25 protein-coding genes are annotated in these 25,599 nt (G+C 70.7%); 9 read left to right on the forward strand and 16 right to left on the reverse strand.

The genetic code is table 11. The features are described from left to right. Nucleotides 1–25 precede the first annotated feature (25 nt). From ACFY0I_RS24195 to ACFY0I_RS24250, 12 genes are all read right to left on the reverse strand, one after another. Entirely contained in the window at nucleotides 26–556 is a 531-nt protein-coding gene (locus ACFY0I_RS24195) for a TetR/AcrR family transcriptional regulator (RefSeq protein ID WP_388899430.1), read from the reverse strand. Then, a complete protein-coding gene (locus ACFY0I_RS24200; RefSeq protein WP_388899433.1) occupies nucleotides 556–879 on the reverse strand; it encodes a DMT family transporter in 324 nt (107 codons plus the stop codon). Before ACFY0I_RS24200 ends, ACFY0I_RS24195 begins: the two co-directional genes overlap by 1 nt. A gap of 121 nt (nucleotides 880–1,000) precedes the next feature. Continuing rightward, a complete protein-coding gene (locus tag ACFY0I_RS24205; protein ID WP_388899436.1) occupies nucleotides 1,001–2,416 on the reverse strand; it encodes a DUF3616 domain-containing protein in 1,416 nt (471 codons plus the stop codon). A 182-nt stretch (nucleotides 2,417–2,598) separates the two neighbouring features. After that, nucleotides 2,599–2,943, reverse strand: coding sequence for a metal-sulfur cluster assembly factor (locus tag ACFY0I_RS24210; RefSeq protein WP_053681645.1), 345 nt, complete (start codon nucleotides 2,941–2,943; stop codon nucleotides 2,599–2,601). Beyond that, the gene (sufU, locus tag ACFY0I_RS24215; RefSeq protein ID WP_362878157.1) at nucleotides 2,940–3,401 is read right to left on the reverse strand and encodes a Fe-S cluster assembly sulfur transfer protein SufU; all 462 of its coding nucleotides are present in this window, start codon (nucleotides 3,399–3,401) and stop codon (nucleotides 2,940–2,942) included. The genes ACFY0I_RS24210 and sufU overlap by 4 nt, the downstream gene beginning before the upstream one ends. A 36-nt stretch (nucleotides 3,402–3,437) precedes the next feature. Then, on the reverse strand, nucleotides 3,438–4,694 hold the full coding sequence (locus tag ACFY0I_RS24220; protein WP_281206618.1) for a cysteine desulfurase: 1,257 nt from the start codon (nucleotides 4,692–4,694) through the stop codon (nucleotides 3,438–3,440). Beyond that, entirely contained in the window at nucleotides 4,691–5,455 is a 765-nt protein-coding gene (gene sufC / locus ACFY0I_RS24225) for a Fe-S cluster assembly ATPase SufC (protein WP_388899441.1), read from the reverse strand. Before sufC ends, ACFY0I_RS24220 begins: the two co-directional genes overlap by 4 nt. 7 nt (nucleotides 5,456–5,462) lie before the next feature. Continuing rightward, nucleotides 5,463–5,792: a bifunctional 3-phenylpropionate/cinnamic acid dioxygenase ferredoxin subunit gene (locus ACFY0I_RS24230; RefSeq protein WP_388899444.1), complete on the reverse strand. Its 330-nt coding sequence runs from the start codon at nucleotides 5,790–5,792 to the stop codon at nucleotides 5,463–5,465. Then, nucleotides 5,792–6,970, reverse strand: a complete 1,179-nt coding sequence (gene sufD, locus ACFY0I_RS24235; RefSeq protein WP_388899447.1) for a Fe-S cluster assembly protein SufD — start codon at nucleotides 6,968–6,970, stop codon at nucleotides 5,792–5,794. The genes ACFY0I_RS24230 and sufD overlap by 1 nt, the downstream gene beginning before the upstream one ends. A gap of 62 nt (nucleotides 6,971–7,032) precedes the next feature. Then, nucleotides 7,033–8,448 carry a Fe-S cluster assembly protein SufB gene (sufB, locus tag ACFY0I_RS24240; RefSeq protein WP_388899449.1) on the reverse strand — a complete coding sequence of 472 codons (1,416 nt, stop codon included), beginning with the start codon at nucleotides 8,446–8,448 and terminating at the stop codon, nucleotides 7,033–7,035. Continuing rightward, complete coding sequence (locus tag ACFY0I_RS24245) at nucleotides 8,445–9,200, reverse strand: helix-turn-helix transcriptional regulator (protein WP_388899452.1); 756 nt, start codon at nucleotides 9,198–9,200, stop codon at nucleotides 8,445–8,447. Before ACFY0I_RS24245 ends, sufB begins: the two co-directional genes overlap by 4 nt. A 101-nt stretch (nucleotides 9,201–9,301) precedes the next feature. Further along, the gene (locus ACFY0I_RS24250) at nucleotides 9,302–10,093 is read right to left on the reverse strand and encodes a formate/nitrite transporter family protein (protein ID WP_388899455.1); all 792 of its coding nucleotides are present in this window, start codon (nucleotides 10,091–10,093) and stop codon (nucleotides 9,302–9,304) included. Nucleotides 10,094–10,215: 122 nt separating this feature from the next. Between ACFY0I_RS24250 and ACFY0I_RS24255 the strand changes: the two genes are divergently transcribed. The 4 genes from ACFY0I_RS24255 to ACFY0I_RS24270 all read left to right on the forward strand — a co-directional run bounded on the left by ACFY0I_RS24255 (nucleotide 10,216) and on the right by ACFY0I_RS24270 (nucleotide 14,135). Next, nucleotides 10,216–11,142 carry an ABC transporter ATP-binding protein gene (locus ACFY0I_RS24255; protein ID WP_388899458.1) on the forward strand — a complete coding sequence of 309 codons (927 nt, stop codon included), beginning with the start codon at nucleotides 10,216–10,218 and terminating at the stop codon, nucleotides 11,140–11,142. After that, nucleotides 11,139–11,921: an ABC transporter permease gene (locus tag ACFY0I_RS24260; protein ID WP_388899461.1), complete on the forward strand. Its 783-nt coding sequence runs from the start codon at nucleotides 11,139–11,141 to the stop codon at nucleotides 11,919–11,921. The genes ACFY0I_RS24255 and ACFY0I_RS24260 overlap by 4 nt, the downstream gene beginning before the upstream one ends. Before the next feature lie 84 nt (nucleotides 11,922–12,005). Further along, a complete protein-coding gene (locus ACFY0I_RS24265) occupies nucleotides 12,006–13,142 on the forward strand; it encodes a hypothetical protein (RefSeq protein ID WP_388899464.1) in 1,137 nt (378 codons plus the stop codon). Nucleotides 13,143–13,175: 33 nt separating this feature from the next. After that, nucleotides 13,176–14,135: a heme A synthase gene (locus tag ACFY0I_RS24270; protein ID WP_388899467.1), complete on the forward strand. Its 960-nt coding sequence runs from the start codon at nucleotides 13,176–13,178 to the stop codon at nucleotides 14,133–14,135. 28 nt (nucleotides 14,136–14,163) lie between these two features. Here ACFY0I_RS24270 and ACFY0I_RS24275 read toward each other — a convergent pair whose 3' ends face one another. The 3 genes from ACFY0I_RS24275 to ACFY0I_RS24285 all read right to left on the reverse strand — a co-directional run bounded on the left by ACFY0I_RS24275 (nucleotide 14,164) and on the right by ACFY0I_RS24285 (nucleotide 16,672). Then, nucleotides 14,164–15,249, reverse strand: a complete 1,086-nt coding sequence (locus ACFY0I_RS24275) for an amidohydrolase (protein WP_388899470.1) — start codon at nucleotides 15,247–15,249, stop codon at nucleotides 14,164–14,166. A gap of 109 nt (nucleotides 15,250–15,358) precedes the next feature. Then, nucleotides 15,359–15,691: a hypothetical protein gene (locus tag ACFY0I_RS24280; protein WP_388899473.1), complete on the reverse strand. Its 333-nt coding sequence runs from the start codon at nucleotides 15,689–15,691 to the stop codon at nucleotides 15,359–15,361. A gap of 39 nt (nucleotides 15,692–15,730) precedes the next feature. After that, nucleotides 15,731–16,672, reverse strand: coding sequence for a heme o synthase (locus tag ACFY0I_RS24285; RefSeq protein WP_388899476.1), 942 nt, complete (start codon nucleotides 16,670–16,672; stop codon nucleotides 15,731–15,733). A 308-nt stretch (nucleotides 16,673–16,980) separates the two neighbouring features. Between ACFY0I_RS24285 and tkt the strand changes: the two genes are divergently transcribed. From tkt to pgl, 5 genes are all read left to right on the forward strand, one after another. Next, the gene (tkt, locus tag ACFY0I_RS24290) at nucleotides 16,981–19,071 is read left to right on the forward strand and encodes a transketolase (RefSeq protein ID WP_388899479.1); all 2,091 of its coding nucleotides are present in this window, start codon (nucleotides 16,981–16,983) and stop codon (nucleotides 19,069–19,071) included. A 34-nt stretch (nucleotides 19,072–19,105) separates the two neighbouring features. Further along, entirely contained in the window at nucleotides 19,106–20,224 is a 1,119-nt protein-coding gene (gene tal / locus ACFY0I_RS24295; RefSeq protein WP_385580375.1) for a transaldolase, read from the forward strand. Between the two features lie 5 nt (nucleotides 20,225–20,229). Then, nucleotides 20,230–21,756: a glucose-6-phosphate dehydrogenase gene (gene zwf, locus ACFY0I_RS24300; protein ID WP_281209421.1), complete on the forward strand. Its 1,527-nt coding sequence runs from the start codon at nucleotides 20,230–20,232 to the stop codon at nucleotides 21,754–21,756. Further along, the gene (gene opcA / locus ACFY0I_RS24305; protein ID WP_388899483.1) at nucleotides 21,753–22,844 is read left to right on the forward strand and encodes a glucose-6-phosphate dehydrogenase assembly protein OpcA; all 1,092 of its coding nucleotides are present in this window, start codon (nucleotides 21,753–21,755) and stop codon (nucleotides 22,842–22,844) included. The genes zwf and opcA overlap by 4 nt, the downstream gene beginning before the upstream one ends. A 110-nt stretch (nucleotides 22,845–22,954) precedes the next feature. Next, the gene (gene pgl, locus ACFY0I_RS24310) at nucleotides 22,955–23,737 is read left to right on the forward strand and encodes a 6-phosphogluconolactonase (protein WP_388899485.1); all 783 of its coding nucleotides are present in this window, start codon (nucleotides 22,955–22,957) and stop codon (nucleotides 23,735–23,737) included. A gap of 78 nt (nucleotides 23,738–23,815) precedes the next feature. Here pgl and pgi read toward each other — a convergent pair whose 3' ends face one another. After that, complete coding sequence (pgi, locus tag ACFY0I_RS24315) at nucleotides 23,816–25,471, reverse strand: glucose-6-phosphate isomerase (protein ID WP_388899886.1); 1,656 nt, start codon at nucleotides 25,469–25,471, stop codon at nucleotides 23,816–23,818. Nucleotides 25,472–25,599: the final 128 nt, after the last annotated feature.

The raw sequence follows: 25,599 nt of genomic DNA on the forward strand, positions 1-25,599 counted from the left end.
CGGCCCGAACCCACCGGGCCGGGCCTCAGCCCCTGCCCAGTACCCGGGACAGGACCTCGCGGGCGTACGCCTCGTCGTACGGGAGGTCCGTCAGCAGGACCTGGAGGCAGATCCCGTCGAACACCGCCACCAGCGCCCGCGCGGTCACCGGATCGGTGTGTTCCGCCAGGCCGGCCGCGAACGCCTCGCACCACTGCGCCGCAATCGGCCGCAGCACGGGCCGGCGCAGGGCGGCCAGGTAGAGCTCGTACTCCAGCTCCACCCGCGCCCGGTCGGCCGCCAGCAGCTCGCCCAGCAGCCGGGCGAGCGCGTCCGCCAGGTCCCCGTCCCGCACGTCGGGCGTCAGGGCGAACCCGGCGTTCGCCTGGCGCAGGGCGGCGACCAACAGGTCGTCCAGGGTCTTGAAGTGATAGGTCGTCGAGCCGAGCGGCACGTCCGCCTCGGCCGCCGCGCTGCGGTGGCTCAGCCCGGCGATGCCCCGGTCCGCCACGACCCGGATCGCGGCGTCGATGATCCGCTGTCGGCGGGCCGGGTCGTAGCGGCGCGTCCCGGCCATCAGTGCGCCGCCCCGCCCAGGTTCAACAGGACCACGCCGGCGATGATCAGCCCGATCCCGGCGATCTTCGCCGCGGTGGCCGCCTCCCCCATGAACACCATGCCGATCGCGGCGATGGCCGCGGTGCCGACGCCGGCCCAGATCGCGTACGCGGTACCCACCGACATGGACTTCAGCGTCTGGGCGAGCAGCGTGAACGCGATGAGGTAACCCAGCACCGTGCCCAGGGAGGGCCACAGCCGGGTGAACCCCTCGCTGTACTTCATGGCGGTGGTGCCGGCAACCTCGGCGGCGATCGCCGCGGCAAGCAGTGCGTAGGGCATGCGTACAAGGGTACACATCGATGCGTACGCACGTACACATGAATGCTCGTGCCCGGGCACGTCGGGCCGGGCACGAAAGGCCGGGCACGACGGGCCCGGGCACGAGCCGGGACGGCCCGGATCAGCGCAGGGTGAACCAGGCGGACCGGGACTTCTTCCACTCCGGGTGGCCCAGGTCCTTGGCCTCGGTCCCGTCGCCGTACAGGTCGGCGGCGCCGCTGTCGGTGATCAGCTGGACCCGGGCCCCGCGCCAACGCAGGTCGGGGACGTTCACCACGGCCTCCCAGCCGCCCGGGTCGCCGGTCGGCAGGTCGGCGCGCTTCTTCGGGGCGTGGCCGGCGATCCCGTCCCACTGGTAGAGGGCGTACGGATCGGAGTTGTCGTCGGCCGCCCAGGAGCCGGCCAGGATCAGGTACTGGTCGGCGGCGTTCTTGCGGATGTCGCGCACCGCGAGCCCGCCGAGGTCCATCTCGATCGGCGGGCCGAACACGGCCTTGGCACCCTGCGCCACGACCTTGTCGATGTTGGTGACGGGCACGACCAGCGCCTTGCCGCCCGGCACCGCCGGGGCCAGCGGCGCCCGGAAGCCCAGGTAGGCGGTGGTCCTGGAGCCCGGGGCGAACTCCAGCCCCTCGACGTTGAACCCGTCGATCTGCTTGGGCACCTCGCCGGCGGCCGTCCCGGCGGCGAAGCCGTAGCGGTTGCCGTTCGCCGCGTCCCAGGCGACCAGGTCCTCGCGCAGGCCCTTGTAGGCGGCCTGGAAGGTGATCTCGGTCGCCGCGCCGGAGCCGGTGATCCGGGTGGTGAAGACGGTGTTCCGTTCGGCCTTGTACTTGCCGTCCTTGTTGTTGCCGAGCGAGCCCGTCCAGTAGACGGTGTCGCCGACCCGGGCGGCGCCCTCGATGTCGGCTTCCTTCTTCCAGCCCAGCGCCGGGCCGAGGTCCCAGGTCTTCACGGGCCCGCCCGAGCGGGAACGGTCGTACAGCCGCAGTACGTTGGACTCGTCGTCGGCGACCAGGACGTGCCCGCCGCCGACGTCCACGGCCGCCGAGGCGTCCGAGGAGCCGGTGAGGTAGCGGGTCCCGGCCGCGTCCGCGGTCCGCGCCGAAGCGGCGTAGGAGAGCGTCGCGGTGGCGGTCCTGCCGCCGCGCCCGGTGACCTCGAGGGTCAGGTCGGTGTAGCCCTGGCCCCGGGCGCTCACCGTGAGCCTGCGCTCACCGTTGCGCTCGCGCACCTGGCGTACGTCGCCGACGCGCGCGACGGCCGGGTTGCTGGAGGAGACGACCCTCAGCCGCAGGAAGCCGGCCGGGATGCCCTGCTGCTCCACGTCCACCGTGACGGACGGGTCGCCGAAGGCGCCCACCGCGCCGCTCAGGTGCGTCGCGGACAGCGCGATCGTCGGGGCGGCCCAATCCCGCGCGGGCCCGCTCGCGGCGTGCGCGGACGCGGGTGCGGTGAGCCCGGCGAGGAGCAGGGCCGCGGCGCCGGCGGCTCCGGCGGTGCCCCGGCGGCGTCCCGGTGCAAGGCGAAGGGTCACGGGTGTTCCTCTCGTGTGCTGCGTCACTGCGTGACGGCCGTCGAGAAGGTTCGGCGACTGCGGCGAACTCCCGGTGCACGGTGCCCGTCCGCCCGGAGAACAGAACGTCGGGGGAACGGCGCCTCGGGAACAGGGAGGGCCCCCGGCACGACCGTGCCGGGGGCCCTCCTGGTGTTCGTCGCTCAGACGTTGAAGCCGAGCGCGCGCAGCTGCTCACGGCCGTCGTCCGTGATCTTGTCCGGGCCCCACGGGGGCATCCAGACCCAGTTGATGCGGAGCTCGTTGACGATGCCCTCCGTCGCCGACTTCGCCTGGTCCTCGATGACGTCGGTCAGCGGGCAGGCCGCCGAGGTCAGCGTCATGTCGAGGGTCGCGATGTTCGCGTCGTCGACGTGGATGCCGTAGATCAGGCCCAGGTTGACGACGTCGATGCCCAGCTCGGGGTCGACCACGTCGTAGAGGGCCTCGCGGACCTCTTCCTCGCTGGCCGGCTTGATCGACGCCTCGGGCGTCGCGTTCTCGGTCATGCCGTCTTCCTCTCCGCGTCGCCCAGTGCCTGGGCGGTCGCGTCCTTCCACGCCATCCAGCTCAGCAGAGCACACTTCACGCGCGCCGGATACTTGGAGACGCCGACGAACGCGACCGCGTCCTCCAGCACCTCCTCCATGGCCTCGTCGGGCTCGATCTGGCCCTTGGACTGCATCAGCTCCAGGAACACGGCCTGGATCTTCTGCGCGTCCGCCAGCTCCTTGCCGACGAGCAGCTCGTTCAGTACGGAGGCGCTCGCCTGGCTGATGGAACAGCCCTGCCCCTCGTAGGAGACGTCGGTGAGCGTCTGCCCGTCGTACTTCACGCGCAGCGTGATCTCGTCCCCGCACGTCGGATTGACGTGGTGCACCTCGGCGTCGCCGTCGCGCAGGCCACGCCCGTGCGGGTGCTTGTAGTGGTCCAGGATCAGTTCCTGGTACATCGAATCCAGCTTCACAGCGTCCTCGTCAGCCTCTTGTCGTCCGACTCGTCGTCATCCGAAGAAGTTCCGTACGTGCTCCAGCCCGTCGATCAACGCGTCGACCTCGGCGGGAGAGGAGTACAGGTAGAAAGACGCCCGCGTCGTCGCGGGAATTCCGTACCGCAGGCAGACCGGACGCGCGCAGTGGTGTCCCACGCGGACGGCGATGCCCTGCTCGTCGAGCACCTGGCCGACGTCGTGCGGGTGGATGTCCCCGAGCGTGAAGGAGATCGCGGCGCCGCGGTCCTCGGCCGTGGTGGGGCCGATGATCCGCAGGTCGGGCACCTCCAGGAGGCGCTTGACCGCGTACTCGGTGATCGCGTGCTCGTGCGCGGCGATCTTGTCCATGCCGATCGCGGTCAGGTAGTCCACGGCCGCGCCGAGGCCGACGGCCTGGGCGATCGGGGGGGTACCCGCCTCGAACTTGTGGGGTGCCGGGGCGTACGTCGACGAGTGCATCGACACGGTCTCGATCATCTCGCCGCCACCGAGGAACGGGGGCAGGTCCTCCAGCAGCTCCTGGCGGCCCCACAGGACGCCGATGCCGGTCGGGCCGCACATCTTGTGGCCGGTGAAGGCCACGAAGTCGGCGCCCAGCGCCTGCACGTCCAGCGGCATGTGCGGAGCGGCCTGCGAGGCGTCGATCAGCACCAGCGCGCCGACCTCCTGCGCGCGCCGGACGATGGCGTCGACCGGGTTGACGGTGCCCATGATGTTGGAGACCAGCGTGAAGGAGACGATCTTCGTCTTCTCCGTGATGACCTCTTCGATGTTGGACAGGTCGAGCCGGCCGTCGTCGGTGAGGCCGAACCACTTCAGCTTCGCGCCGGTGCGCTGCGAGAGCAGCTGCCACGGGACGATGTTGGAGTGGTGCTCCATCTCCGTGATGGCGATCTCGGTGTCGTGGTCGACCCGGTAGGGCTCGTCGGCCCAGCCGAGCATGTTCGCGACGAGGTTGAGCGACTCCGAGGCGTTCTTGGTGAAGATCACCTCGTTGCGGCTCGGTGCGTTGATGAAGGCGGCGACCTTGTCGCGCGCGCCCTCGTACAGCGCCGTGGCCTCCTCGGCGAGCACGTGCACGCCGCGGTGGACGTTGGCGTTGTGCTGCTCGTAGTACTCGTTCAGCGCGTCGAGCACCTGGCGCGGCTTCTGCGAAGTCGCCGCGTTGTCCAGGTAAACGATCTTCTTCCCGTCGTGGACCACACGATCCAGCAGGGGGAAGTCCTTGCGGATCGCCTCGATGTCGAGGAGGCCAGGCAGCTGTGTCACGCGGTCGCGCCACCCTTCACGTACTTGTCGTAGCCCTCGGCTTCCAGCTGGTCCGCGAGCTCGGCGCCGCCGGACTCGGCGATGCGACCGTTCGCGAACACGTGGACGAAGTCGGGCTTGATGTAGCGCAGGATCCGCGTGTAGTGCGTGATCAGAAGGGTGCCGACCTCGCCCGACTCGCGGACCCGGTTGACGCCCTCCGAGACGATGCGCAGCGCGTCGACGTCGAGGCCGGAGTCGGTCTCGTCGAGGATCGCGATCTTCGGCCGGAGGAGCTCCAGCTGGAGGATCTCGTGGCGCTTCTTCTCGCCGCCGGAGAAGCCCTCGTTGACGTTGCGCTCGGCGAAGGCCGGGTCCATGTTGAGCTGCTCCATCGCGGACTTGACCTCCTTCACCCAGGTGCGCAGCTTGGGGGCCTCGCCGCGGATGGCGGTGGCCGAGGTGCGCAGGAAGTTGGAGACCGAGACGCCGGGAACCTCGACCGGGTACTGCATGGCGAGGAAGACGCCGGCGCGGGCGCGCTCGTCGACGGACATCTCCAGGACGTCTTCGCCGTCGAGGGTCACGGTGCCACCGGTGATGGTGTACTTCGGGTGACCGGCCAGCGAGTACGCCAGGGTGGACTTGCCGGAGCCGTTGGGGCCCATGATGGCGTGCGTCTCACCCTGCTTGACCGTGAGGTCGACACCCTTGAGGATCTCGCGGGCGCCGTTCTCGGCCTCGACGGAGACGTGCAGGTCGTGGATTTCAAGCGTTGCCATGGATACCTCAGGACTCCTGGGTGAGGGAGGCGCGTACGTCGACAAGGACGTTGCCCCCTTCGATCTTTACGGGGTAAACGGGTACGGGGCGCGTCGCGGGCAGACCGGACGGCTTTCCGGTGCGCAGGTCGAAGGCCGACCCGTGCAACCAGCACTCGATCATGCAGTCCTCGACCTCGCCCTCCGAGAGCGAGACGTTCGCGTGCGAGCAGATGTCGTTGATCGCGAACACCTCGCCCTCGGTGGAGACGATGGACACCGGCGTGCCGTCGAGTTCCACCCGCTTGGGGGTGTCCGCCTCCAGCTCGCTCAGCGCACAGGCCTTGACGTAATTCATCAGACGGAACCCTGGAGCTCGGTCTCGATCTTGGTGAGCAGGCGCTCCTCGATGTCGTCGACACCGATCTGCTGGACGAGCTCGGCGAAGAAGCCGCGCACGACCAGACGGCGGGCCTCGTCGGCCGGGATGCCGCGGGCCTGGAGGTAGAACAGCTGCTCGTCGTCGAAGCGGCCGGTCGCGGAGGCGTGGCCGGCGCCGACGATCTCGCCGGTCTCGATCTCCAGGTTCGGCACCGAGTCGACCCGCGCGCCGTCCGTGAGGACGAGGTTGCGGTTCATCTCGTAGGTGTCGGTGCCCTCGGCGGTCTTCTCGATGAGCACGTCACCGATCCAGACCGCGTGGGCGTCCTGGCCCTGGAGCGCGCCCTTGTAGACCACGTTCGACTTGCAGTGCGGGGCGCTGTGGTCGACCAGGAGGCGGTGCTCCTGGTGCTGGCCGGCGTCCGTGAAGTACAGGCCGAACAGCTCTGCCTCGCCGCCGGGGCCCGCGTAGGTCACGCGGGGGTGCAGGCGTACGAGGTCGCCGCCGAAGGTGACCACGATCGACTTGAACGTGGCGTCGCGGCCGATCAGCGCGTTGTGCTGGGAGACGTGGACGGCGGTGTCGTCCCAGTCCTGCACCGACACGACGGTCAGCTTCGCGCCGTCGCCGACGAGGAAGTCGACGTTGGCGGCGCGCACGCCGTCACCGGTGTGGTCGATGACGATGACGGCCTCGGCGAAGGCCTGGACGTCGAACACGGTGTGGCCGAAGGTGGTGCCGCCCTCGCCGTGCAGCGAAACGCGCACGGGCTCGGTCAGCACGGCCTCCTTGGGCACGGTGACGACCGTGGCCTTGGCGAAGGACGAGAACGCCTGGGCGGCGACCCGGTCCACGGGAGTGCCGGCCTTGCCGATGCGGGCGTCGCCGCGCTCGACGGATTCGATCCTGACGCCCTCGGGCGCGTCGATCTGTGCCTTCATGGTGCCGTTGGCGACCGCGGTGCCGTCGTGCAGACCCTTGAGGCGGGCGAGCGGGGTGAACCGCCACTCCTCCTCGCGGCCGTGCGGAACGGGGAAGTCGGCCACGTCGAAGGACGGGGGCGCGCTCATCCGGGTGGCGACGGTGGACTCGGCGGCCACCGCGATCGCGCCGGCGGTGGTGGAACCGGCCGGAATGTTCTGAGCCTCAGCCATGGCTGTCTTCGTGCTCTCTTTCCTACGTCAAAGAATGTCTGCGGGCGGTCGGGCGGTCGGGACTATCCGACCGACCCCTCCATCTGCAGCTCGATCAGCCGGTTCAGCTCCAGCGCGTACTCCATCGGCAGCTCGCGCGCGATCGGCTCGACGAAGCCGCGCACGATCATGGCCATGGCCTCGAACTCGGTCAGACCGCGGCTCATCAGGTAGAAGAGCTGGTCGTCGGAGACCTTGGAGACGGTCGCCTCGTGGCCCATCGACACGTCGTCCTCGCGGACGTCCACGTACGGGTACGTGTCCGAGCGGGAGATGGTGTCGACCAGGAGCGCGTCGCAGAGCACGTTCGACTTCGAGCCGTGGGCGCCCTCGCCGATCTCCACGAGACCTCGGTAGGAGGTACGGCCACCGCCGCGCGCCACCGACTTGGAGACGATGTTGGAGGAGGTGTACGGCGCCATGTGGACCATCTTGGAGCCGGCGTCCTGGTGCTGGCCCTCGCCCGCGAAGGCGATGGACAGGGTCTCGCCCTTGGCGTGCTCGCCCATCAGGTAGACCGCCGGGTACTTCATGGTGACCTTGGAACCGATGTTGCCGTCGATCCACTCCATGGTCGCGCCCTCGTACGCCACGGCGCGCTTGGTGACCAGGTTGTAGACGTTGTTCGACCAGTTCTGGATCGTCGTGTAGCGGCAGCGGCCGCCCTTCTTCACGATGATCTCGACCACGGCGCTGTGCAGCGAGTCCGAGGAGTAGATCGGGGCGGTGCAGCCCTCGACGTAGTGGACGTAGGCGTCCTCGTCGACGATGATCAGCGTCCGCTCGAACTGGCCCATGTTCTCCGTGTTGATACGGAAGTAGGCCTGGAGCGGAATGTCGACCTTCACGCCCTTGGGGACGTAGATGAAGGAGCCGCCGGACCACACCGCGGTGTTCAGCGACGCGAACTTGTTGTCGCCGACCGGGATGACCGTGCCGAAGTACTCCTGGAAGAGCTCCGGGTGCTCCTTGAGCGCGGTGTCCGTGTCGAGGAAGATGACGCCCTGCTCCTCCAGGTCCTCGCGGATCTGGTGGTAGACGACCTCGGACTCGTACTGGGCCGCGACACCGGCGACGAGGCGCTGCTTCTCCGCCTCGGGGATGCCGAGCTTGTCGTACGTGTTCTTGATGTCCTCGGGCAGGTCCTCCCACGAAGCGGCCTGCTTCTCGGTGGAACGCACGAAGTACTTGATGTTGTCGAAGTCGATGCCCGAGAGGTCGGAACCCCAGTTGGGCATGGGCTTCTTGCCGAACAGCTTGAGGCCCTTGAGGCGGAGGTTCAGCATCCACTCCGGCTCGGACTTCTTCGACGAGATGTCTCGGACGACGTCCTCGGACAGGCCCCGCTTGGCAGCGGCGCCGGCCGCGTCGGAGTCGGCCCAGCCGTATTCGTAGGTGCCCAGGCCATCGAGCTCAGGGTGAGCAGTCTCCGTGGTCATGCGGGGTTCCTCCCGGCCGTACTTGAAGATACTGATGTGTCGGTCTGTGTGGCGCTTCGCGGAATGAACGTCGTGCACACCCCGTCGCCGTGGGCGATCGTGGCGAGGCGCTGCACATGCGTCCCGAGCAGGCGGGAGAAGACCTCGGTCTCCGCCTCGCAGAGCTGCGGGAACTGCTCGGCGACGTGTGCTACCGGGCAGTGGTGCTGACAGAGCTGTTCACCGCTGTGCGGACCGGGAGCGCTCTTCGCCGTAGCAGCGTACCCGTCCCCGGTCAACGCCTTGGCAAGGGCCTCGGCGCGGTCCGCGGGGGCGGCGGCCTCGACGGATTCCCGGTAGGGCTCCGCCTGCGCCTCCATCCGCGCCTTGGCGAAGGCGGCGACGGCCGCCTCCCCCTGCTCCCCGCCGCCGGCGGCCCGCGCGATCCAGCGCAGGGCGTCCGCGGCGAGCGTGTCGTAGGACTGGTCGAAGGCGTCGCGGCCGCAGTCGGTGAGCGCGAAGACCTTGGCGGGCCGCCCCCGCGTGCGCGCACCGTACACACGCTGCTCACGGGGTTCGACCACGTCGTCGGCGACGAGCGTGTCGAGGTGGCGGCGCACGGCGGCCTGAGTGAGGCCCAGACGCTGCGCGAGGTCGGCGACGGTGGACGGACCGTGGTCCAGGATGGAGCGCGCGACCCGGTTGCGGGTTGACCGCTCCCCGGTCACGAGTTCCCCCTGAGGGGTCTCGATCATCCGTTCGCCGTATTTCACAACGCCATTGTTGCGTAATTAACCGAGCGGCGACAAGCCGTGATGGACGCCACCCCTGGTGGCTTCCATCACTAAGGGTTACCTAATTTGTCTACGGAGAGTTAATCGGACCCCGTGATTCCACGCTCTCGGTGAGCACCGCCGGTGAACCAGTAAACGGCTCCCACCAGCAAGCCCCCGCCCACGATGTTCCCGGGAACGGTGAACATCAGGTTCCGGAAAAGGTCACCGAAACCGACTGGGCCATCCAGGATCGCCAGGCTGAAAAGAGCCATGTTCGCGACACAGTGTTCGAATCCGACGGCCACGAAAACGGCCACGGGCAGCCACAGGACGAAAATTTTCGCCGCGTCACCCCGGGCCCGGGTGAACATCCAGATCGCCAGGCAGACGAGCATGTTGCACAGCACCGCCCGCCAGAAGAGCTGACCGCCGCCGAGCTCCGTCTTCGCGTGGACCATCTCGGTCAGCATCGCCCGCGCGGCCGGCGAGGAGGTCACCCCGGAGGCGTGCACCATCGCCCCGAACACGAAGGCGCCGACCAGGTTCCCCGCCAGGGACAGCCCCCAGGACGCGAACAGGTCCCGCGGCCCGGTCCGCCCGGACAGCGCCCCGACCAGCATCACCATCACGTTGCTGGTGAAGAGCTGGGCCCCGGCGAACATGACGATGGTCAGCGCCACCGGGAAGACCGCGCCCTCCAGCAGTTTCACCGCCGCCGAGCCCTTGGCCACGAACGGCGAGATCGCCACGAGCAGCAGCACCTCACCGATGCCGATGTACGCGCCCGCCAGCATCGCCGAAACGAAGTACCGCGGCGGATGCCCCAGGTCGTGGGCCTTGTGCGCGGCCTGCCCGGAAGTGGCTTCGACGTTCTGAGCGATGCTGTTCACCACTCAACGCTAGGGCGGCCGCCCGCCCCCGAGCTCCCGAAAAGGTCACCGACCGGCGGGCCCCCGACCCCGCCACCCCCAGGACCAAGGACCCCTCCCCCCGCTCCGTAGACTCGACCCCCATGAGCAACGACCCCGCCGTGGAGATCCGCGGACTGGTGAAGCGGTACGGCCCCAAAACAGCGGTGGACGGCCTGGACCTCACCGTCCCCGGCGCCTCGGTCACCGCGGTCCTCGGTCCCAACGGCGCGGGCAAGACGACGACGGTGGAGACCTGCGAGGGCTACGTCCGACCCGACGCGGGCACCGTCCGCGTCCTCGGCCTCGACCCCGTCACCCGCGCCGAGGCCCTGCGCCCCCGGATCGGCGTCATGCTCCAGTCCGGCGGGGTCTACTCCGGCGCCCACGCCGTCGAGATGCTCCGCCACATGTCCCGGCTGTACGCGCACCCCCTCGACGTCGACGTCCTGGTGGAACGCCTCGGCCTCGGCGGCTGCGGCCGCACCCCCTACCGGCGCCTCTCCGGCGGCCAGCAGCAGCGCCTCGCGCTCGCGATGGCCGTGGTGGGCCGCCCCGAGCTGGTCTTCCTGGACGAGCCGACCGCCGGCCTCGACCCCCAGGCCCGCCGCGCGACCTGGGAACTCGTACGGGAACTGCGGGCCGACGGGGTCACCGTCGTGCTCACCACCCACCACATGGACGAGGCCGAGCAGCTGGCCGACGAGGTCGCCATCGTGGACGCGGGACGGGTCATCGCCCACGGCAGCCCCGAAGAGCTGTGCCGCGGCGGCGCCGAGAACACCCTGCGCTTCACCGGCCGCCCCTCCCTCGACCTCGCCTCGCTGCTCAAGGCCCTGCCCGACGGTACCCAGGCCGCCGAGCTGACGGCCGGTTCCTACCGGGTCACCGGCGACGTGGACCCCCAGCTGCTGGCCACCGTCGCCTCCTGGTGCGCCCAGCACGGGGTGATGCCGAGCAGCCTCTCCGTGGAGCGGCACACCCTCGAAGACGTCTTTCTGGAACTGACCGGCAAGGAGCTGCGTTCATGAGCGTCGGTACGTTCACCCCCCGGCCGGGGGCCGCGCCGGTGTCCCGGATGATCCTGGCGCAGACCGCGCTGGAGACCCGGATGCTGCTGCGCAACGGCGAACAGCTGCTGCTCACCGTGATCATCCCGGCGCTGCTGCTGACCCTCTTCTCCTCCGTGGACATCATCACCGTGCCCGTTCGAGCGGGCGGCGCCGAGAAGTCCGTCGACTTCCTGGCCCCCGGCATCCTCGCCCTCGCCGTGATGTCCACCGCCTTCACCGGCCAGGCCATCGCCACCGGCTTCGACCGGCGCTACGGGATCCTCAAGCGGCTCGGCGCCTCCCCGCTGCCGCGCTGGGCCCTGATGGCCGCCAAGACCCTGTCGGTGCTGGTCACCGAGGTGCTCCAGATCGCGCTGCTGACCGTGATCGCCTTCGCCCTGGGCTGGTCCCCGCACGGCAACCCGCTCGCGGTGGCCGCCCTGGTCCTGCTGGGCACGGCCGCCTTCTCGGGCCTCGGACTGCTGATGGCCGGCACCCTCAAGGCCGAGGCGACGCTGGCCGCCGCGAACCTGGTGTTCCTGCTGCTGCTCGTCGGCGGCGGTGTGATCGTCCCGCTCGACAAGTTCCCCGAAGCCGTCCAGTCCGTCCTCGGGCTGCTGCCCATCTCCGCGCTGTCCGACGGGCTGCGCGAGGTGCTCCAGCACGGGGCCGCGCCGCCTTGGACCGACACCGCCGTGCTGGCCGGCTGGGCGGTGCTCGGCCTCGGCGCGGCGGCCCGCACCTTCCGCTGGGAGTGAATCCCTTCCCCTGAGCGTTGGCCTGGCGGGAGGATGAGCGCCTCCACACATCAGCGACGCACGAGCAGGATGCCGGGGGCGGGCATGGCGCAGCGGGAAGCCGTTCTGCGGCTGGACGAGCAGTGGGCGCGGATCCGGTCGGGGGCCGCTCAGGCGGACCCCGCCGAGAGCGAGCGGCTGCTCGGCGAACTCATCGGCGCGCTCCGCGAGCCCGCCCGGGCCGACGCCGAATGCGCCGCCCGGCTCGGGCTGCGCCTCGGCGACCTCGCGGCGCGCCGCTTCGCGGCCGGCGACCGGGCCGGGGCCCTGGCCGCCATCGAGGAGGGGCTGCACCACGGGCAGCAGGCGGCCGGCCACGCGCCCGAGTACGCCCGGTGGTACGCCCGGGGCCTGATCAACCAGGGCGTATGGCTGGCCTGGCCGCTCAGCGACGCGGACCGCCTGCCGCGCCACCCGCTCGGCACGGGCTCCGAGAACGGCCCCAACGCGATGGAACGGGCCGCCGGCGAACGCGCCCGCGACCTGACCCGGGCCGCCGTCGAGGTGTGGGCCGGCCTCGACCAGCACGACCCGGTCAACCGTCGGGGGCTGGCCCAGGCCAAGGTCTTCCTCGGCGACCGGCTCGCGGAGCTGGGCTTCGCCGCGGACGCGGTCGCCTGGGCGGTGGACGCCGAGGCCGGGTTCCGCGCCCTGCTGCTCGCCGCGCCCGGCCCGGAGGAGGCGCAGGAGGCCGAGGAGGCCTTGGACCACGTCGGGCGGCAACTGGAACTGCGGCTGCGCTTCCTCGCCTTCGACTCCCTCGCCGGTCTGCGCGCCGACGGGCTGCTGCCCGAACGGCTGTTGCCGCAGGCCGTGGTGGCCGCCCGGATCCAGGGCGTGCCCGCTCCCGAGATCGCCGCCCGGTTGGGGCTGGAGGCCGACCAGGTCTCCACGATGCTGGAGGTCACGCCCTGGCGGGCCGTGTGGCGCGTCGACGTGCGCGGCGCCGACGGACTGTGGAACGTACAGGGACATCCCTGGCATGACGGGGCAGACGTGCGGAATCGGACTGCGCAGGACGTGGCGTCCGAACTCGTCCGGGGTTTCCGGGAGTCGCCGGACTACCCCGGCGACGGCGCCCTTTGGTGCGTGCGCGTGTGGTGGCACGCCGAGGGCGACCCGGCCGGCGCCCGGTTCCGCCTGGTCATCGGCCCGGACGCGGCGGCACCCACCCCCTCGTGAAACTTTGCACAAGGCGCCGCCTACGATAGGTGCGTGTTCAATCCCTTCGCCTACCTCGCCGCCCGCTGGACCCCCTCACCCCGGATCGTCCAGCGAGCCGCACTCGCCGCCCTCGTCATGACCGTCGTCATCGTCATCACCGGCGGGGCGGTGCGGCTGACCGGATCCGGTCTCGGCTGCGACACCTGGCCCAAGTGCACCGACGACAGCCTGATCACCACTCAGGCCCAGGGCATCCACGGCGCCATCGAGTTCGGCAACCGGATGCTGACCTACGTGGTCAGCGCCGCCGTCGGCTGGTGCATCCTGGCCGCCCGGTGCGCCAAGCCGTGGCGCCGGTCGCTGACCAAGCTCGGCTGGGCCCAGTTCTGGGTCGTGTGCGGCAACGCCGTGCTCGGCGGGATCACCGTCCACACCAAGCTCAACCCGTGGAGCGTGGCCGGGCACTTCCTGCTCGCCACCGCGCTGATCACCGTGACCACGCTCACCTGGCAGCGCGCCCGCGAGGGCGACGGCGCACCCAAGCCGCGGGTTCCCGCTCCGGTGCGCAAGCTCTCCTGGGCGCTGGTCGCCACCACGTTCGTCCTGATCGCCGCGGGCACCGTGGTGACCGGCTCCGGTCCCCACGCCGGCGACAGCAGCGAAGTCCCGCGCATGCCGTTCGACTGGGCGACCACCGCCCACGTCCACGCCATCGCCGCCTGGCTGGTCTGCGCGCTCGCCGTCGCGATGTGGCTGGTGCTGCGCGTCGTGGACGCCCCCACCGACACCCGGGCCCGGGCCCGCGACCTACTGGTCGTGCTCCTCGCCCAGGGCGCCATCGGCTACGTGCAGTTCTTCACCGAGCTGCCCGAGGTGCTCGTCGCCGCCCACATGTTCGGCTCCTGCCTCGTGTGGATCGCGGTACTGCGCGTGGCCCTCTCCCTGCGCGAGCGCCCCGCCGTCCACACGGAGGTCCCCGCGCAGGGCGACCCGCAGCTCTCGACCGTCTGACGGCTCCCGACGGGGCGGGCGGGGCGGCTCAGCCCCGCTCGTCCAACCGGTAGACCCGCCGGGCGTTGCCCGCCGCGAGCAGGGCCGCGACCCGGTCCGCGTCCCGCCTCGACCAGGACCCGTCGGCGGCCCAGCCGCCCAGGACCCGGCCCAGCGCCTCGCGGAACACCAGGGCGCCGACCGCGTGCAGCTCGGGAAGCGCTCGCCCCCCGCTGGAGAACAGCAGCTTCCCGAACGGCGCGAGCTCCAGCAGCTCCGCCAGCACGGCGGCCGCCCGGGCCCCCGTACGCGCCGGGTCCGGGCCGAGGTCGGCGTACACGTGCGGGTGGGCCGCCGCGAGCCGGGCCGCCTGCCGGTGGTGCGGGTAGGTGCCGAGCAGCACCAGCCGCGCACCCCGTCCCGCGGTCGCCCGTACGAACCCGGCCAGCGGTTCCGGAGAGGCCCCACCGGCGTGCAGTTGGAGCGGCAGCCCCGAAGCCACCGCGCTCCACAACAGGTGCCGCAGCAGGACGGGGTCCCGTACGGCGCCGCCCCTGCCCCGGCCGGCGAGCCACCGCCCGGCCGCCCCGCGCACCTCACCGGGGCCCGGCGGCTCGGCCTCGACGGCGGCCGCGACCGCGGCGGCCCCGCAGCCGAAGGCGACGGCGCCCGAGGCGGCGTGGTGGACGGCCCCGGACAGGTTGGCCAGGAAGGCCGCCACGGTCCCCGAGGTGTCGGCGGCCTGCTCGGCCAGTAACTCCAGCCGCACCACCTCGTAGGTCGGCGCGTCCCCCGCCAGGGCCAGCTCCTTGGGGTCGGTGAGGTCCCCCGGCAGCCCCGTGTCCACGAGGTACGCCCCGACCCCCGCCCCGCGCAGCAGCCTGCGCCCGGCCTCGGCGACGCCCAGCTCCCGGCGACGCGCCAGGTAGCGGGCGGGCGCGCAGTGCGGTTCGAGCCCCAGCAGCGGCGGACACCAGCGGCGCACCGCGAAGCCCGTCTGGGTGTCGAAGAGGGTGGTGCCCGCAGCCGGCGGACCGGCCGACGGGACCAGAGCGGCCTCGAAGGTGCCGAGGCCCAGCTCCGTACGGAGCACTCCGTGGCAGTACTGGTCCACCAAGGGCGGCGTTTCGATCATCCGGGCATCCCGTTGCGGACGTGAGGAAGCGGCTTCCACACGTCCTAACGGGTGAGTGGGGCATGAGGTGTTGCCCGGGGCGCATTTTCGCGGTGCGCCGCCGCGCCGGTCAGGCCTTCGGGTTGGCGGGGCCGCCGAGCTGGAGGCCCGCCATGCGGGACCACTCGTACGGGCCCGTCCGCACCCGGGCGGCCAGCTCCCCGTCGAACTCGTCCAGGAAGGTCAGGCCGGACTTCTGCGCCGCCAGCCGGGCCACCTCGTACGTCGGGGCGACGAGGTCGCCCCAGCCGCCGTCGGTGCCCACGAGGACGATCCGGGTGCCGGCCTGGCCGATGTGCGCGAGCTGGCCCTCGGCGCCGCCGTGCTCCTTGGCGAACGCGCCGATCTGTCGGGCCAGCTTCGCCGCCGTACGGTCCTGCTTCTTGTCTGCGGTGTCTGCCATGTACGGCATGCTACCGGCGGGTAATGAGCGGAGGAAGCATCAGCTGAGGAAGGGATCCACGGCCACGGCGACGAAGAGGAGCGAGACGTAGGTGATCGACCAGTGGAACAGCCGCATCTCCTTCAGCTTCGCGCCCGTCAGCCCGGACTTGGCCCGGGCGTGCAGCGCGTGCGCCTCCCACAGCCACCAGCCGCCGGCCAGCAGCGCGACCGTCGTGTAGAACCATCCGGTGTACCCCAGCGGGGTCAGCAGGAGCGAGACGCCCACCATGACCCAGCTGTAGAGGACGATCTGGCGGGCGACGACCCGGTTGCCGGCCACGACCGGCAGCATCGGCACGCCGACCCGGGCGTAGTCGTCCTTCACCTTCATCGACAGCGGCCAGTAGTGCGGCGGCGTCCAGAAGAAGATGACGAGGAAGAGGATGATCGCGGCCCAGGAGACCTCGTTCTTCACCGCCGACCAGCCGATGAGCACCGGCATGCAGCCGGCGATCCCGCCCCAGACGATGTTCTGCGAGGTGCGCCGCTTCAACAGCATCGTGTAGACGACGACGTAGAAGAGGAGCGCGCCCAGCGCGAGGGCGGCCGACAGCCAGTTGATGAGGAGACCGAAGAACAGGGTGGAGATCACCCCGAGGGAGATGCCGAAGACCAGGCACTCCCGCGGGCTCACCATGCCGGTCACCAGCGGCCGCTGCGACGTGCGGTCCATCAGCGCGTCGATGTCGCGGTCGATGTACATGTTCAGCGCGTTCGCGCCGCCCGCGGACAGATAACCGCCGAAGCAGGTCGCGAGGACCAGCCACAGCGACGGCACGCCCTGTTCCGCGAGGAACATGACCGGCACCGTCGTAATGAGCAGCAGCTCGATGATCCGCGGCTTCGTCAGTGCCACGAATGCCATGGCCCGGGCCCCGAACGGCCGGTGACCGGGGCTCGTCCCGAGCACCCCCGCTGGACGGGATTCGACGGCCGTCACGCACACCCCTGAGAGAGAATCCAGCAAGCTCCGACTCGGCCCCTCCATGACATGAAGGTCCGGTAAAGGCTTGCGCGTACCACGCCACTCTAGACGTTGCTCTTGCGTCGCCCTGCGCGGGGGTCGCCTCGTGTTGAGCCGATCGGACCGGGGTAGGCGCGAACCCAGGTGAACAGCGGACGCCGACCCGGCGACGCACTACCGGCACTCGAATAGCCGCACGCCCTGGCGGGGGTAGGCTCGGAATCGCGCCGGTGGCACCGTTCGTCACCGGGAAAACAACATGTGGAGAGGAGCCCTGACCAACGGTGAGCACCAAGCCGACCACCACAGAGCTCGAGTGGACCGAACTGGACCAGCGGGCCGTCGACACCGCCCGCATCCTGGCCGCCGACGCGGTCCAGAAGGTCGGGAACGGCCACCCCGGTACCGCGATGAGCCTGGCTCCCGCCGCGTACACCCTGTTCCAGAAGGTCATGCGGCACGACCCTGCTGACCCCCAGTGGGTCGGTCGTGACCGCTTCGTGCTCTCCGCGGGGCACTCGTCCCTGACCCTCTACACCCAGCTCTACCTCGGTGGCTTCGGCCTGGAGCTGGACGACCTCAAGGCGTTCCGCACCTGGGGTTCCAAGACCCCCGGTCACCCGGAGTACGGCCACACCGCCGCCGTCGAGACCACCACCGGTCCGCTGGGCCAGGGCATCGCGAACGCGGTGGGCATGGCCATGGCCGCCCGCTACGAGCGCGGTCTGTTCGACCCGGAAGCCGCGGCGGGCACCTCTCCGTTCGACCACATGATCTACGCGATCGCGGGTGACGGCTGCCTCCAGGAGGGCATCTCCCACGAGGCGTCGGCCCTGGCCGGACACCAGAAGCTCGGCAACCTGGTCCTGCTCTGGGACGACAACCACATCTCCATCGAGGGCGACACGGAGACGGCCGTCTCCGAGGACACCCTCAAGCGGTACGAGGCCTACGGCTGGCACGTCCAGCGCGTCGCCGCGCTGGAGAACGGCGACCTCGACCCGAAGGCGCTGTACGCCGCCTTCGAGGCCGCCAAGGCCGAGAAGGACCGCCCCTCCTTCATCGCCGCCCGCTCGATCATCGCCTGGCCGGCCCCGCACGCCCAGGGCACCGAGGCCGCCCACGGCTCGGCGCTCGGCAACGACGAGGTCGCCGCGACCAAGCGCGTGCTCGGCTTCGACCCGGAGCAGACCTTCGAGGTCTCCGACGAGGTCATCGCCCACACCCGCGCCCTCGGCGAGCGGGGCCGTGAGGCCCGCGCCGCCTGGGAGAAGGACTTCTCCGCCTGGCGCACCGCCAACCCGGAGCGCGCCGCGTCCTTCGACCGCATCGAGGCCAACGAGCTGCCCGCGGGCTGGGAGGACAAGCTCCCCGTCTTCGAGCCCGGCAAGGGCGTCGCCACCCGCGCCGCCTCCGGCAAGGTCCTCGAAGCGCTCGGCGCGGTCATCCCGGAGCTGTGGGGCGGTTCGGCCGACCTGGCCGGCTCCAACAACACCACCATCGACAAGAACTCCTCGTTCCTGCCGGTGGGCAACCCGCTGCCGGAGGCCGACCCGTACGGCCGCACCATCCACTTCGGCATCCGCGAGCACGCCATGGCCGCGTCCATGAACGGCATCGCCCTGCACGGCCACACCCGCATCTACGGCGGCACCTTCCTGGTGTTCTCCGACTACATGCGCAACGCCGTCCGACTGTCCGCGCTGATGCACCTGCCGGTCACGTACGTGTGGACGCACGACTCCATCGGCCTCGGCGAGGACGGTCCGACCCACCAGCCGGTCGAGCACGTCGCCGCGCTGCGCGCCATCCCGGGTCTGAACGTGGTCCGCCCGGCCGACGCGAACGAGACCGCCATCGCCTGGCGCGAGATCCTGCGGCGTCACACCAAGGTGTACGGCAAGGGCGCCCCGCACGGCCTGGCCCTCACCCGCCAGGGTGTACCCACCTACCCGGCGAACGAGGACGCGGCCAAGGGCGGCTACGTCCTGTTCGAGGCCGAGGGCGGCCCCGCGCAGGTGCTCCTGATCGGCACCGGCTCCGAGGTCCAGCTCGCCGTCGCCGCGCGCGAGGCGCTGCAGGCCGAGGGCGTCCCGACCCGCGTCGTCTCGATGCCGTCCGTCGAGTGGTTCGAGGAGCAGGACCAGGAGTACAAGGACAGCGTCCTGCCCCCGTCCGTCAAGGCGCGAGTCGCAGTCGAGGCCGGCATCGGCCTGACCTGGCACCGTTACGTCGGCGACGCGGGCCGGATCGTGTCGCTGGAGCACTTCGGTGCCTCGGCCGACGGCGCCGTGCTGTACCGCGAGTTCGGCCTGACCGCCGAGGCCGTGACCGCAGCCGCCCAGGCCTCCCTCAACGCCGCTGACGCGCGCTGAACCGGTACAAGAACCAGTAGGAGATGCAATTCCCATGACAGACGCACTCAAGCGCCTCTCCGACGAGGGCGTGGCGATCTGGCTGGACGACCTGTCCCGCAAGCGCATCACGTCCGGCAACCTCGCCGAGCTGATCGACCAGCAGCACGTGGTCGGTGTCACCACCAACCCGTCGATCTTCCAGAAGGCCATCAGCAGCGGTGACGGCTACGAGCAGCAGCTCGCGGACCTCGCCGCCCGCAAGGTCACCGTCGACGAGGCCATCCGCATGATCACGACGGTGGACGTCCGCGACGCCGCCGACATCCTGCGGCCCGTCTACGACCGGACCGAGGGCCAGGACGGCCGCGTGTCGATCGAGGTCGACCCGCGCCTGGCGCACAACACCACGGCGACCATCGCCGAGGCCAAGCAGCTCGCCTGGCTGGTGGACCGCCCGAACACCCTGATCAAGATCCCGGCGACCGAGGCCGGCCTGCCGGCGATCACCGAGGTCATCGGCAAGGGCATCAGCGTCAACGTGACGCTGATCTTCTCGCTGGAGCGCTACCGCGCCGTGATGGACGCCTACCTGGCGGGCCTGGAGAAGGCGAAGGCCGCGGGCCTGGACCTCTCCAAGATCCACTCGGTCGCGTCGTTCTTCGTGTCCCGCGTGGACAGCGAGATCGACAAGCGTCTGGACGGCATCGGCACCGACGAGGCCAAGGCCCTGAAGGGCAAGGCGGCCCTCGCCAACGCCCGTCTGGCCTACGAGGCCTTCGAGGAGGTGTTCGGCGGCGAGCGCTGGGCGGCCCTGGACAAGGCGCAGGCCAACAAGCAGCGTCCGCTGTGGGCCTCGACCGGCGTCAAGGACCCGGCCTACAAGGACACCCTGTACGTGGTGGACCTGGTCGCGCCCGGCACCGTGAACACCATGCCCGAGGGCACCCTGGAGGCCACCGCCGACCACGGCGAGGTCTCCGGCGACACCATCCGCGGCACCTACGAGCAGTCCCGCGCCGAGCTCGACGCGGTCGCGAAGCTCGGCATCTCGTACGACGATGTGGTGCAGCTGCTCGAGGACGAGGGCGTCGAGAAGTTCGAGGCGTCGTGGAACGACCTGCTGAAGTCGACCGAGGCGGAGCTCAAGCGCCTCGCCCCCACGGAGGACTGAGTCTTTTGTCGGTAAACGGAGCGAACCCGCTTCGTGACGCACAGGACCGGCGGCTCCCGCGCATCGCGGGGCCGTCCGGCCTGGTCATTTTCGGCGTTACGGGTGACCTGTCGCGCAAGAAGCTCATGCCGGCCGTCTACGACCTCGCGAACCGCGGCCTGCTGCCGCCGGGCTTCTCGCTGATCGGGTTCGCCCGCCGCGAGTGGCAGGACGAGGACTTCGCCCAGGAGGTGCACGACGCGGTCAAGGAGCACTCGCGCACCCCCTTCCGCGAGGAGGTCTGGCAGCAGCTGGTGCAGGGCTGCCGGTTCGTCCAGGGCGACTTCGACGACGACGCGGCCTTCGAGACCCTCAAGGCGACCATCGAGGAACTGGACAAGGCCCAGGGGACGGGCGGCAACTTCGCCTTCTACCTCTCGGTGCCCCCGAAGTTCTTCCCCAAGGTCGTCCAGCAGCTCAAGGACCACGGTCTGGCGCAGAAGGAGGGTTCCTGGCGGCGCGCCGTCATCGAGAAGCCCTTCGGCCACGACCTGAAGAGCGCGGAAGAGCTCAACAAGGTCGTTCACGAGGTCTTCCCCCGTGACGAGGTCTTCCGGATCGACCACTACCTCGGCAAGGAGACCGTCCAGAACATCCTGGCGCTCCGCTTCGCCAACACGATGTTCGAGCCGATCTGGAACCGGTCGTACGTCGACCACGTGCAGATCACGATGGCCGAGGACATCGGCATCGGCGGCCGGGCCGGTTACTACGACGGCATCGGCGCGGCTCGCGACGTCATCCAGAACCACCTGCTGCAGCTGCTGGCGCTCACCGCGATGGAGGAGCCCGGCTCCTTCCACCCGAAGGCGCTGGTGGCCGAGAAGCTCAAGGTGCTGACCGCCGTGGAGCTGCCCGAGGACCTGGGCAAGCACACCGTGCGCGGCCAGTACTCGGGAGCCTGGCAGGGCGGCGAGAAGGTCGTCGGGTACCTCGAAGAGGACGGCATCGACCCCAAGTCGAAGACCGACACCTACGCGGCCATCCGCCTGGAGATCAACAACCGCCGCTGGGCCGGCGTCCCGTTCTACCTGCGGACGGGCAAGCGCCTGGGCCGTCGGGTGACGGAGATCGCCGTCGTCTTCAAGCGGGCCCCCTACCTGCCGTTCGAGTCGGGCGCGACCGAGGAGCTGGGGCAGAACGCCCTGGTCATCCGGGTCCAGCCGGACGAGGGCGTGACCGTCCGCTTCGGCTCCAAGGTGCCCGGCACCTCGATGGAGGTCCGGGACGTCACGATGGACTTCGCCTACGGCGAGTCCTTCACCGAATCCAGCCCCGAGGCGTACGAGCGGCTGATCCTCGATGTCCTGCTGGGTGACGCGAACCTCTTCCCGCGCCACCAGGAGGTCGAGCTGTCCTGGAACATCCTCGACCCGATCGAGGAGTACTGGGACAAGCACGGCAAGCCCGCCCAGTACCCGGCGGGTACCTGGGGGCCGGTCGAGGCGGACGAGATGCTCGCACGAGACGGACGGAGCTGGCGCCGGCCATGAAGATCGACCTCACGGAGACCACCTCCAGCAGGATCAACGCCGCGTTGGTGCAGGCACGCCGGGACATCGGCACGCCGGCCATCGGCATGGTCCTCACGCTGGTGATCGTGACCGACGAGGAGAACGCGTACGACGCGCTCAAGTCGGCGAACGACGCTTCCCACGAACACCCCTCGCGGATCATCGTCGTCGTCAAGCGGGTCAGCCGCTCGCCGCGCAGCCGCCGCGAAGCCCGTCTCGACGCGGAGATCCGCGTCGGTGCGGACTCCGGCACCGGCGAAACGGTTGTGCTCCGCCTGCACGGTGAACTGGTCGACCACGCCCAGTCGGTGGTTCTCCCGCTCCTGCTGCCCGACGCCCCCGTGGTCGTCTGGTGGCCGGAGGGTGCTCCGGCCGACCTGGCGGGCGATCCGCTGGGCGCGCTGGGGCAGCGCCGGATCACGGACACGTACTCGTGCGAGGACCCCATCGGGGCCCTCGGCGGCCGGGCGGCGGCCTACGCCCCCGGCGACACGGACCTGTCCTGGACCCGGATCACGCCGTGGCGCTCGATGCTGGCCGCCGCGCTGGACCAGCATCCGGACGTGGCGGTCGTCTCGGCGGTCGTCGAGGGCGAGGACGACAACCCGAGCTGCGAGCTGCTGGCGATGTGGATGGCGGACCGCCTCGGCGTACCCGTCAACCGCACCCTGTCGGGCGGCCCGGGGCTGACCGCCGTACGCATGGAGACCAAGGACGGCGTGATCGTCCTGGACCGCGCGGACGGCGCCCTGGCCACGCTGTGCATTCCGGGACAGCCCGACCGCGCGGTGGCGCTCAAGCGCCGCGACACGGCCGAGCTGCTGGCGGAGGAACTGCGCCGGCTCGACCCGGACAACACCTACGAGGCCTCGCTGAAGTTCGGCGTGGCCCGGCTGGAGGCCTCCGCCGCGGCGGCGACCGGGGGCAAGGCGCCGGCGAAGCCGGCCGGGACGAAGCCGGCCGCGACCAAGGCAGCCGACCGGGCGGAGCCCGCGGCGGACGCCCCGGCCGACGCCCCGGCCCCGAAGCCGGCCGCCAAGCCGGCCAAGAAGGCCGGCGCCAAGTAGCAGCTGTACGGGGCCCTTTCCCTCCGGGGTAAGGGCCCCGCCCAGTGCCACCCCGCACCACCCGCACCACCCGCACCCCGGAACTACCAATAAGGCGGCAGCACATGGGTATGACGACTCCCCAGGTCGTCGTCCACCGGGACAAGGAGCTGATGGCCCAGGCCGCGGCGGCCCGGCTCATCACGAAGATCGTGGACGCGCAGGCGGCCCGCGGCAGCGCCTCCGTGGTCCTGACGGGCGGCCGCAACGGCAACGGCCTGCTCGCGGCCCTCGCCGCCGCACCCGCCCGGGACGCGATCGACTGGGCCCGCGTCGACCTGTGGTGGGGCGACGAGCGGTACCTCCCCGAGGGCGACCCCGAGCGCAACCACACCCAGGCCCGCGAGGCCCTCCTGGACTCCGTCCCGGTGGACCCGGCCCGCGTGTACGCGATGCCCGCCTCCGACGGCCCGTACGGCGCCGACGTGGACGCGGCGGCGGCGGCCTACGCCGCCCTGCTGGCGAAGGCGGCGGGCCCCGAGGACCACGGCCCGGTCCCCCGCTTCGACGTACTGATGCTGGGCGTCGGCCCCGACACCCACGTGGCGTCCCTGTTCCCCGAGCACCCCGCGACCCGCGAGACCGAGCGTACGGTCGTCGGTGTGCACGGCGCCCCGAAGCCGCCCCCCACCCGGGTCTCCCTCACCTTCCCGGCCATCCGGGCGGCCCGCGAGGTCTGGCTGTTGGCGGCCGGCGAGGACAAGGCCGGCGCGGTCGCCCTCGCCCTCGGCGGGGCGGGCGGCGTCCAGGCCCCGGCGGCCGCCGCAGTCGGCCGCAGCCGCACCCTGTGGCTGCTGGACCGCGCGGCCGCGGCCGGGCTGCCGTCCGGCATGTACCCGCCGGCCTCCGCCTGACCGCTCCCCGTACGTACGCACGAAGGGCCCGTCCCCCGCGACCACACGGCTGCGGGGGACGGGCCCTTCGTCCGCGGGTCAGGCGCGGCCGCGCAGCTCGCGGTAGGCGGCCACCAGGGTCCGGGTCGACGGGTCCATGGACTCGGTGCCCGTGCCCTCCGTCAGGGCCGGCTCCACGCGCTTGGCGAGGACCTTGCCGAGTTCGACGCCCCACTGGTCGAAGGAGTCGATGTTCCACACCGCGCCCTGGACGAACACCTTGTGCTCGTAGAGCGCGATCAGCTGGCCCAGGACCGAAGGGGTCAGCTCGGTGGCGAGGATCGTCGTCGTCGGATGGTTGCCCCGGAACGTCTTGTGCGGGACGAGCTCCTCGGCGACGCCCTCCGCCCGTACCTCCTCGGCGGTCTTGCCGAAGGCCAGGGCCTGGGTCTGCGCGAAGAAGTTCGCCATCAGCAGGTCGTGCTGGGCCGACAGGGTCGGCGGCAGCTCGGCCACGGGCCGGGCGAATCCGATGAAGTCGGCGGGGATCAGCTTCGTCCCCTGGTGGATCAACTGGTAGTACGCGTGCTGCCCGTTGGTGCCGGGCGTGCCCCACACCACCGGCCCGGTCTGCCAGTCCACCCGGTTGCCGTCCCGGTCGACGGACTTGCCGTTCGACTCCATGTCCAGCTGCTGCAAGTACGCGGTGAAGCGCGACAGGTAGTGGCTGTACGGGAGGACCGCGTGCGACTGCGCGTCGTGGAAGCCGCCGTACCAGATCCCCAACAGGCCCATCAGGAACGGGGCGTTCTGCTCCGGCGGGGCCGTACGGAAGTGCTCGTCCATCGCGTGGAAGCCGCCGAGCATCTCCTCGAAGGCGTCCGGGCCGACGGCGATCATGAGCGAGAGGCCGATGGCCGAGTCGAAGGAGTAGCGTCCGCCGACCCAGTCCCAGAACCCGAACATGTTGGCCGTGTCGATGCCGAAGTCCTCGACCTTCTCGGCATTGGTCGACAGCGCCACGAAGTGCCGCGCCACCGCCGCCTGGTCGCCGCCGAGACCCGCCAGCAGCCACGTGCGCGCCGAGGTGGCGTTCGTGATGGTCTCGATGGTCGTGAAGGTCTTGGACGCGATGATGAACAGGGTCTCGGCCGGGTCCAGGTCCTTCACCGCCTCGTGCAGATCGGCGCCGTCCACGTTGGACACGAAGCGCACGGTCAGCGAGCGGTCGGTGAAGGCGCGCAGCGCCTCGTACGCCATCGCCGGACCGAGGTCGGATCCGCCGATGCCGATGTTGACGACGTTCTTGATCGGCTTGCCGGTGTGGCCCTTCCACTCCCCCGACCGGACGCGGTCGGAGAAGGCCCTCATCCTGCCGAGGACCTCGTGCACGCCGGGTACGACGTTCTCGCCGTCCACCTCGACCACGGCGTCCGCCGGCGCGCGCAGCGCGGTGTGCAGGACCGCCCGGTCCTCGGTCGTGTTGATCTTCTCGCCGCGGAACATGGCGTCCCGCAGTTCCGCCACACCGGTCACGGACGCCAGTTCGCGCAGCAGCGCGAGCGTCTCGTCCGTCACGAGGTGCTTCGAATAGTCGATGTACAGGTCGCCGACCCGCAGGGTGTAGTTGGTGCCCCGGTCCGGGTCGGTCTCGAACAGCTCCCGCAGATGCGTCTGCCCCAGCTCGTCGCGGTGCTTGCCGAGTGCGCTCCACTCGGGCGTCCGGTTGAGCCTCGTACGGCTGTCTGCGTTCATCTCGGACATCAACCCACTTCTTCCTGTCCTGTTGTGCCCCGCCGCCTCCAAACCTAAGGGATCCGAAGGTGGACAACGCACACAAAGGGGCCCGGCCCGCGGGATTCGTACTCCCACGGACCGGGCCC

It is taken from the genome of Streptomyces sp. NPDC001568 (assembly GCF_042893755.1).
Lineage (GTDB): Bacteria > Actinomycetota > Actinomycetes > Streptomycetales > Streptomycetaceae > Streptomyces.

Bases quoted from the DNA above. Each gene is read 5' to 3' on its own strand.
- ACFY0I_RS24195 (WP_388899430.1), bottom strand. From the start codon at position 556: ATGGCCGGGACGCGCCGCTACGACCCGGCCCGCCGACAGCGGATCATC.
- ACFY0I_RS24200 (WP_388899433.1), bottom strand. From the start codon at position 879: ATGCCCTACGCACTGCTTGCCGCGGCGATCGCCGCCGAGGTTGCCGGC.
- ACFY0I_RS24210 (WP_053681645.1), bottom strand. From the start codon at position 2,943: ATGACCGAGAACGCGACGCCCGAGGCGTCGATCAAGCCGGCCAGCGAG.
- sufC (WP_388899441.1), bottom strand. From the start codon at position 5,455: ATGGCAACGCTTGAAATCCACGACCTGCACGTCTCCGTCGAGGCCGAG.
- ACFY0I_RS24230 (WP_388899444.1), bottom strand. From the start codon at position 5,792: ATGAATTACGTCAAGGCCTGTGCGCTGAGCGAGCTGGAGGCGGACACC.
- sufD (WP_388899447.1), bottom strand. From the start codon at position 6,970: ATGGCTGAGGCTCAGAACATTCCGGCCGGTTCCACCACCGCCGGCGCG.
- sufB (WP_388899449.1), bottom strand. From the start codon at position 8,448: ATGACCACGGAGACTGCTCACCCTGAGCTCGATGGCCTGGGCACCTAC.
- ACFY0I_RS24255 (WP_388899458.1), top strand. From the start codon at position 10,216: ATGAGCAACGACCCCGCCGTGGAGATCCGCGGACTGGTGAAGCGGTAC.
- ACFY0I_RS24260 (WP_388899461.1), top strand. From the start codon at position 11,139: ATGAGCGTCGGTACGTTCACCCCCCGGCCGGGGGCCGCGCCGGTGTCC.
- ACFY0I_RS24265 (WP_388899464.1), top strand. From the start codon at position 12,006: ATGGCGCAGCGGGAAGCCGTTCTGCGGCTGGACGAGCAGTGGGCGCGG.
- ACFY0I_RS24275 (WP_388899470.1), bottom strand. From the start codon at position 15,249: ATGATCGAAACGCCGCCCTTGGTGGACCAGTACTGCCACGGAGTGCTC.
- ACFY0I_RS24280 (WP_388899473.1), bottom strand. From the start codon at position 15,691: ATGGCAGACACCGCAGACAAGAAGCAGGACCGTACGGCGGCGAAGCTG.
- tal (WP_385580375.1), top strand. From the start codon at position 19,106: ATGACAGACGCACTCAAGCGCCTCTCCGACGAGGGCGTGGCGATCTGG.
- opcA (WP_388899483.1), top strand. From the start codon at position 21,753: ATGAAGATCGACCTCACGGAGACCACCTCCAGCAGGATCAACGCCGCG.
- pgl (WP_388899485.1), top strand. From the start codon at position 22,955: ATGACGACTCCCCAGGTCGTCGTCCACCGGGACAAGGAGCTGATGGCC.
- pgi (WP_388899886.1), bottom strand. From the start codon at position 25,471: ATGAACGCAGACAGCCGTACGAGGCTCAACCGGACGCCCGAGTGGAGC.